The sequence below is a fragment of the Klebsiella sp. A-Nf5 genome (assembly GCF_002810545.1).
GTDB classification, from domain to species: domain Bacteria; phylum Pseudomonadota; class Gammaproteobacteria; order Enterobacterales; family Enterobacteriaceae; genus Klebsiella; species Klebsiella variicola.
The window spans coordinates 1-2,521 of record NZ_PIOG01000213.1; the positions used below are offsets into that span (position 1 = coordinate 1).

The 2,521-nt window shown below is 59.1% G+C and carries 3 protein-coding genes and 1 pseudogene; all 4 read right to left on the reverse strand.

The features are described 5' to 3' along the window. The coding region (gene rfbC, locus CWM53_RS20315) for a dTDP-4-dehydrorhamnose 3,5-epimerase (protein WP_100730551.1) at positions 1-530 on the reverse strand (530 nt) is incomplete at its 3' end. 14 nt (positions 531-544) lie between these two features. Beyond that, the gene (rfbD, locus tag CWM53_RS20320) at positions 545-1,435 is read right to left on the reverse strand and encodes a dTDP-4-dehydrorhamnose reductase (RefSeq protein WP_100750847.1); all 891 of its coding nucleotides are present in this window, start codon (positions 1,433-1,435) and stop codon (positions 545-547) included. Between the two features lie 31 nt (positions 1,436-1,466). Beyond that, positions 1,467-2,336, reverse strand: coding sequence for a glucose-1-phosphate thymidylyltransferase RfbA (rfbA, locus tag CWM53_RS20325; protein ID WP_060619944.1), 870 nt, complete (start codon positions 2,334-2,336; stop codon positions 1,467-1,469). Between the two features lie 26 nt (positions 2,337-2,362). After that, positions 2,363-2,521: pseudogene (locus tag CWM53_RS20330) on the reverse strand (dTDP-glucose 4,6-dehydratase); the annotation flags it as partial.

The window sequence follows — 2,521 nt, forward strand, 5'->3', positions numbered from 1 at the left end:
AGAGTATGTGCCTGCAGATCTTTCTCCGACAGCGACAGCGCGCAGTCGCTCAGCGCCGGCCAGTCAATCCCTATCTCCGGATCATTCCAGATGATGCTCCGTTCTGACTGCGGCGCGTAGTAATTCGTCGCCTTGTAGACAAACTGCACCGTGTCGCTCAGCGCCATAAACCCGTGGGCGAACCCTTCCGGGATCCACAGCTGACGTTTATTCTCTGCGCTGAGTACCGCTCCCACCCATTTGCCAAAGGTGGGCGATGAACGACGGATATCCACCGCCACATCAAACACCTCACCTTCCACACAGCGCACCAGTTTGCCCTGGGCGTGCGGAGCCAGCTGATAGTGCAGCCCGCGTAATACGCCTTTCTGGGACTGGGAGTGGTTGTCCTGAACAAAATCCACCTGGCGGCCCACCGCCTCATTAAACACCTTGCTGCTGAAGCTCTCGAAGAAGAAGCCCCGCGCATCACCAAACACGCGCGGTTCAAAAATCAGCACGTCAGGAATATCTGTTTTAATAATGTTCATCTTTTGCCACCCGTTTATTTGCCCAGGACTTCTGTTACCACGCGAGCCACACCCTGACGCCAGTCCGGGAGAGTCACCCCAAATGCCTGCTGGAATTTTTCATTCGACAGGCGTGAGTTGAGCGGACGCTTCGCCGGCGTCGGATAGGCCGTCGTCGGAATGCCCGTCACTTCCTGGACCGCCAGCTCTGCACCGTGCACTCTCGCCACCTCAAACACATAGCGGGCGTAGTCGCACCAGCTGGTCTCACCGCTGGCCACCAGATGATAGGTGCCGGCCAGCGCCGGATTGCGCAGCGTTTCACGGATTGCCGTCGCCGTGCAGTCTGCCAGCAGCTCAGCGCCGGTGGGCGCCCCGTGCTGGTCGTCAATGATGGAGAGCGTCTCTTTCTCACCCGCCAGGCGGAGCATGGTTTTGGCAAAGTTGGCGCCGCGGGTGGCGTACACCCAGCTGGTACGGAAAATCAGGTGACGCGGGTTGCCCTGCTCCAGGGCCAGTTCACCGGCGCGTTTGGTTTCACCGTAGACGTTCAGCGGGCCGGTTGCTTCGTCTTCCCGGCGATAATGGCTGCCGGCGCCGTCGAACACATAGTCCGTGGAATAGTGCACCATCAGGGCACCCAGCTTCGCCGACTCTGCCGCCAGCACCGCCACCCCTTTGTCGTTCAGCAGGTCGGAGAGCTCCCGCTCGCTTTCTGCCTTGTCCACCGCTGTGTGCGCGGCGGCATTCACCACCACGTCCGGGCGGACGGTACGCACGGTCTGCGCGATGCCTTCCAGATCCGTCAGGTCACCGCACAGCTCTTTGTCAAAGTAGTCCACCGCGACCACGTCGCCGAGGGTGGACAGTGAACGCTGCAGCTCCCAGCCCACCTGGCCATTCTTGCCAATCAGTAAAATCTTCATTCTCTGTATCCTGTCGTTGACGAAGAAGGCATTAACGCTCGTTCAGCAGGCGCTTCAGATAAGCACCGTACTCGGTTTTCTTCAGGCGTTCCGCCTGAGCCGCCACCCCTTCCGCCGACAGCCACTGATTACGGTAGGCTATCTCTTCCAGGCAGGCGACCTTCATTCCCTGGCGCTTCTCAATGGTGTGAATGAACTGTGATGCGTCCATCAGGCTGTCGTGGGTGCCCGTATCCAGCCAGGCAAAACCGCGCCCCAGCAGTTCAACATGCAGGTCACCTTGCTCCAGATACATCTGGTTCAGGGTGGTGATCTCCAGCTCGCCGCGCTCCGAAGGCTTCACGTCCTTCGCCATCTCCACCACGTTATTGTCGTAGAAGTAGAGCCCGGTCACCGCCCAGTCCGATTTCGGCTTCAGCGGCTTCTCCTCGATGGACAGTGCCTTAAAGTTCTCGTCGAACTCCACCACCCCGAAGCGCTCCGGATCCAGCACCTGATAACCAAACACCGTGGCACCGGAAGTCTTCGCCGCTGCCGCTTCCAGCTTTTTACCGAAGCTCTGGCCAAAGTAGATATTATCCCCCAGCACCAGGGCGCAGGCATCGTTGCCGATGAACTTCTCGCCAATGATAAAGGCCTGCGCCAGGCCGTCCGGCGACGGCTGGATAGCATAACTGAAGTTCACCCCGAACTGCGACCCGTCACCCAGCAGGCGCTGGAAGGAAGGCATGTCGTCCGGGGTGGAGATGATCAGGATGTCGCGAATCCCCGCCAGCATCAGGACGGACACCGGGTAGAAAATCATCGGCTTGTCATAGATTGGCAGCAGCTGCTTGGAGACGCCCTGGGTGATGGGATACAAACGCGTGCCGGAGCCGCCGGCCAGAACAATACCTTTCATAAATCTATTCCTTAATCAGTCAGATATCAGTTATTGAGGCCAAGACGCTCGCCGGCATAGGAGCCGTCCAGCACGCGCTGCCACCAGGTCTGGTTGTTCAGGTACCAGTGCACGGTTTTCTCAATCCCGCTCTCGAACGTCTCCTGCGGTACCCAGCCCAGATCGCGCTGAATTTTCGCGGCATC

What these genes read in the sequence shown, in the direction of transcription:
- rfbD (WP_100750847.1), bottom strand. Translation starts at nt 1,435, where the DNA reads ATGAAGATTTTACTGATTGGCAAGAATGGCCAGGTGGGCTGGGAGCTG.
- rfbA (WP_060619944.1), bottom strand. Translation starts at nt 2,336, where the DNA reads ATGAAAGGTATTGTTCTGGCCGGCGGCTCCGGCACGCGTTTGTATCCC.